Genomic DNA, 5,017 nt, shown 5'->3' with positions numbered 1-5,017 from the left:
CCCGCCACCGCGCCGACGCCAAGAGCGCCCTGATCACCCTGGTCGAACACGCCCTCATGGCACGCTTGAAGTAGCACTCAAGTGCGACGGGCAATACGGCAGTTGTCGTAAAGGTTTCGGAGCCGACTGTGGCTTTTGACACGGTCGGCTCCAGTGTTCATAACAGTTCGGCAGAGGTATCGCCGGGGATCACCACGCGACGCGACCAGCCGGTCTCGCTGCGCGCACAAACGTCCCGCCTTTTGGCAAGGCTCGCTCTTTATGACCGTTTTATCTGGCGTTTACAAAGCGTCCGTCACAGGGGTCCGGCTGTTTGGAATCGCGCTGGTCCACGTGCTGGAATGCCTGAACTGCCCAATGGTCGAAGACGTACTCCACAGTGGTCTGTGGCGAACCGGGCTCTGAGAGACTGCGGCACGACGTAGGTGCCGACCGCCGAGAGGTTGTTGGTCGAGTGAGGCGAAGCAAGAACGGTCCCGAGCCGTCGGCGCGGGGCAACTTCACCCCGCCGCCGCGCGCTGCGGCGCCCACCCCCGTTCCCGGCGCGGAGCCGGCGGCGGCTCCGGCGTCCGGTGGCCGTCTCTCTCCGCGGAACTGGCGGGTGCCGACCCGGCTGAACGCCATCCTGCTCATACCCGTGATGGTCGGCCTCGTCATGGGCGGCTTCCAGGTGAAGAGCTCCATCGACACCTGGCAGGAGGCCCGCGACGCCGAGAACACCGCCCGTCTGGTGCGCGCCGCCCTCTCCTACGCCGACGCCCTGGAGAACGAGCGCGACGTCAGCGCCGAGCCGCTGCTCCTGAACAAGAAGGACGCCCAAAGCAAGGCTGCCGTCGACAACGCCCGCAAGGCCACCGACCAGGCCGCGGACGCGTTCGAGGACGCGGCGCAGAGCGCGCCGGACAAGTCGGGCATCAAGCGCCGCCTGACGCTGTTCCACGAGGCCGAGCCCCAGCTGGCGCGGCTGCGGCAGGCCGCGTTCACCTCCCGGATGACCGGCGTGAAGACCGAGGAAGGCTACGTCGAGGTCATCCACCCACTGATGGAGTTCGCCAACGAACTCGGTCTGGGCACCGGAAACATCACCTCCTACGGCCGTACCGTCTACGCCATGTCGCTGACCAAGGCGGCCCTGTCGCTGGAGCGGTCGATCGGCACGCACCTGCTGGTCAAGCCCGGTCCGGACGCCCCGAACCTGGCGTCCCAGCAGATCTCCCTGTCCTCGTACGCCTACCTGGAGCGCATCGCGCTGGAGGAGTACAAGGGCGGTGGCACCGAGGCCGACGCGCAGAAGCTGGAAGAAGCCAAGGCGAAGATCCAGACGGACGCCGCCGCGCTGGCCCGCAAGGCCAAGGCGGAGGACCCGAAGTACGTCGCCCCGCCGTCGGACCCGACCGACATGGTCACGGCGCTGGCCACCATGAAGGACACCAGCACGCTCACCCGTGAGGGGCTGGCCGCCAAGGGCATCACCACCGGCAACTGGTGGGCGGTCAACACGCTGAAGTACAAGGCCTACCGCCAGATCGAGGCGGACATGGCCGACAAGGCGGTGAGCGAGGCGTCCGGCATCGCCGACGACGCCAGGACCTCCGCCCTGATCACCGGCGCCGTCGTCGTCATCGGTCTACTGGCCGCGTTCATCCTGGCCGGCATGGTGGCCCGCCAGATGAGCCGCGCGATGCGCCGGCTGCGCAACGCCGCCTTCAACATCGCCGAGCAGCGGCTGCCGATGCTGGTCGACCAGCTCTCCCGTACCGACCCCGGCCGGGTCGACACCCGGGTGGAGCCGATCCCGATCACCAGCAAGGACGAGATCGGCGAGGTCGCCCGCGCCTTCGACCAGGTGCACCGCGAGGCGGTCCGGCTCGCCTCCGAGCAGGCGCTGCTGCGGGGCAACATCAACGCGATCTTCACCAACCTCTCGCGCCGCAACCAGTCGCTGATCGAGGGCCAGTTGACCCTGATCACCGACCTGGAGAACAACGAGGCCGACCCGGACCAGCTGGAGAACCTCTTCAAGCTGGACCACCTGGCCACCCGTATGCGCCGCAACGGCGAGAACCTGCTGGTCCTCGCCGGCGAGGAGCCCGGCCGCCGCTGGGACCAGCCGGTGCCGCTGATCGACGTGCTGCGCGCCGCCTCCTCCGAGGTGGAGCAGTACGAGCGCATCGAGCTGTCCGGTGTGCCGGAGGCCGAGATCCACGGCCGCGCGGTCACCGACCTGGTGCACCTGCTGGCCGAGCTGCTGGAGAACGCCACCACGTTCTCCTCCCCGCAGACCAAGGTCCGCGTCACCGCGACCCGGCTGCCCGACGGCCGCGTGATGATCGAGATCCACGACAAGGGCATCGGTCTGACCGCCGAGGACTTCGCGGACATCAACCACAAGCTGGCCAACCCGCCGACCGTGGACGCCGCGATCTCCCAGCGCATGGGCCTGTTCGTGGTCGGCCGGCTGTCCGACCGGCACGGCATCCGGGTCCAGCTGCGCCCCTCGGGCGAGCAGGCCGGTACGACGTCCCTGGTCATGCTGCCGGACGCGATCACGCACGGCGGTGGCGCCGAATCCCCGCTGGAGCGCGACGAGTTCACCGTCTCGCAGATCATCCCGGAGCAGCAGTTCCGGGGCGAGGACGTCGGCGGGCAGCAGCAGCCCGTGCGCACCGCCGCCGAGCTGGGCTTCGACGACAGCCAGTACACCGAGGGCCCCGACGGCGGCCGGGGGCTGGACCCCATCGGCCGCACGCGGATGCGCGAGGAGCGCCGCGCCGCGCTGGAGGCCCAGCACGGGCGGCAGCACGCCGAGCCGCAGCACGAGACCGCGGGGTACCAGGACCCGTTCACCGGCCGGCAGCAGGCCTACCAGGAACAGTCGCAGCAGCCGTACCAGGAGCAGCAGCAGGCGTACGACGGGCAGCAGCCGCAGCAGGGGTACGAGGCACCGGCGTACGAGGACCAGCACACCGGCCAGCACACCGCGTCGTACGAAGAGCAGCACACCGGCCAGCACGCCGCGTCGTACGAGGACCAGCACACCGGCCAGCACACCGCGTCGTACGAGGACCAGCACACCGGCCAGCACACCGGCTCGTACCAACAGCCGTACGAGCAGTCGTACGACGAGCAGTACTACGCGCCGACCGGTGAGGTGCCGCAGCCCGAGGGCTTCTCCCCCGACGGCGGTTACCCCGAGTCCCAGGCGCCCTACGCGGAGCCCGCCCGGCAGCCGGCCTACCAGGACGACTGGCCGCAGCAGGACGGTTACCAGAACGGCTATCCGGCCCAGTACGCTCCGGAGGCGGAAACCCCGCAGGCCGCTGACGCGGAAGAGCGGAACGGCGTAGGCTTCGACCGTCCGGGTACGGCCTCTCCCGCCGCGCACGAGCTGACCGATGCCGGGCTGCCCCGCCGTGGCTCAGCCGCGAGCGGTTCCCACGGCACCGGCTCCGCGAACGCGAACGGCACGGCGCGCGTGCGGCAGGAAGCGGCGTCCCCGGCACCGGGGAACACCCAGGGCTCGGGCGGCGACAGCGGCTGGCGGTCGGCGAACGACGAGCGGTGGCAGCAGGCCGCACAGCTCCGGAAGCCCAAGGCAGGCGGGGTCACCGCCTCCGGTCTGCCGCGGCGGGTGCCCAAGGCCAACCTGGTCGAGGGTTCCGCCGAATCCACCCCCCAGGGAGGCCCCCAGGTCTCCCGCGCCCCGGAGGACGTCCGGGGCAGGCTGAGCAACCTGCGTCGGGGCGTCCAGCGCGGGCGCAGCGCAGGCAGTGATACGAACGGCCAGGGCTTCGGTCCTGACAGCACCTACAACCAGGAGCGTTAGTGTGAGCCCGATGAGCCAGGCGGCACAGAACCTGAACTGGTTGATCACCAACTTCGTGGACAACACCCCGGGGGTGTCCCACACGGTGGTGGTCTCCGCCGACGGACTCCTTCTGGCGATGTCCGAAGGCTTTCCCCGCGACCGCGCCGACCAGCTCGCGGCCGTCGCCTCCGGTCTGACCTCGCTGACCGCCGGTGCCTCGCGCATCTTCGAGGGCGGCAACGTGAACCAGACGGTTGTGGAGATGGAGCGAGGATTCCTCTTCATCATGTCCATCTCCGACGGTTCGTCCCTCGCGGTGCTGGCCCACCCGGAGGCGGACATCGGTCTCATCGGGTACGAGATGGCCCTTCTGGTGGACCGTGCGGGCACGGTTCTCACCCCGGATCTCCGCGCGGAGCTCCAGGGAAGCCTTCTCAACTAGTAATCGGACGATGCGTATACGTGTCCCGGGGCCGTAAGGTTTCGGGACGCGGCTTCCACAGGGATGGGTGCCTCGCGCAGTTCGGAGGAGGAGAAAGTGGCAACACCCCCAGGCGGTCCGTCTTCGGGCAATTGGTCGTACGACCCTGCCCAGGGCCAGAACGACGGCTCGGCGAACCCGTACGACTTCCCCTCCGTCCCCAGCAGCCACCGCCGGCCCTACGCCCCGCAGGGCCCCGGTCCCTACAACCAGCCGCCGTTCGACCAGCCGCAGGCGCCGCGCATCCAGCCGGTCCAGCCGCAGCGCCGTCCCGAGCCGGCCCCGGCCACGGCGTCGAACAACCCCCTGGTGCGTCCGTACGCCATGACCGGCGGCCGGACCCGCCCGCGCTACCAGCTCGCCATCGAGGCACTGGTGCACACCACCGCTGCTCCGCACCAGATGCAGGGCCAGCTGCCCGAGCATCAGCGGATCTGCAACCTGTGCCGGGAGATCAAGTCGGTGGCCGAGGTCTCGGCCCTGCTGACGATCCCCCTCGGCGTGGCCAGGATCCTCGTCGCCGACTTGGCGGAGGCGGGCCTGGTCGCCATCCATCAGCCCGGCGGCGACGAGAACGCCGGTGGCCAGCCAGACGTGACACTGCTCGAAAGGGTGCTCAGTGGACTTCGCAAGCTCTAGCGGCGGTCCTTCCCGCTCCACCACCTCCGCGAAGATCGTGGTGGCGGGCGGCTTCGGCGTGGGCAAGACCACGTTCGTCGGCGCCGTCT

At 69.7% G+C, this 5,017-nt stretch carries 3 protein-coding genes and 2 pseudogenes; all 5 read left to right on the top strand.

Features of this window, described 5'->3' with window-relative positions; translation table 11 throughout:
- Positions 1 to 74 (top strand): annotated as a pseudogene (locus tag ABD350_RS18815) (ATP-binding protein); the annotation flags it as partial.
- 380 nt (positions 75 to 454) lie between these two features.
- Positions 455 to 3,826 (top strand): sensor histidine kinase, encoded by a 3,372-nt coding sequence (locus ABD350_RS18810; protein ID WP_344349306.1) that lies wholly within the window; start codon positions 455 to 457, stop codon positions 3,824 to 3,826.
- Between the two features lie 10 nt (positions 3,827 to 3,836).
- On the top strand, positions 3,837 to 4,250 hold the full coding sequence (locus tag ABD350_RS18805; RefSeq protein WP_029385896.1) for a roadblock/LC7 domain-containing protein: 414 nt from the start codon (positions 3,837 to 3,839) through the stop codon (positions 4,248 to 4,250).
- A 96-nt stretch (positions 4,251 to 4,346) separates the two neighbouring features.
- Positions 4,347 to 4,928 carry a DUF742 domain-containing protein gene (locus tag ABD350_RS18800; RefSeq protein WP_344349305.1) on the top strand — a complete coding sequence of 194 codons (582 nt, stop codon included), beginning with the start codon at positions 4,347 to 4,349 and terminating at the stop codon, positions 4,926 to 4,928.
- A pseudogene (locus tag ABD350_RS18795) lies at positions 4,909 to 5,017 on the top strand (ATP-binding protein); the annotation flags it as partial. The gene ABD350_RS18800 and the pseudogene ABD350_RS18795, both read left to right, overlap by 20 nt.

Source organism: Streptomyces nogalater (assembly GCF_039532885.1).
GTDB classification, from domain to species: Bacteria; Actinomycetota; Actinomycetes; order Streptomycetales; family Streptomycetaceae; genus Streptomyces; species Streptomyces nogalater.
Note: the sequence above shows the minus strand (reverse complement) of the source record. Positions and strands in the feature narration are given on the sequence as shown.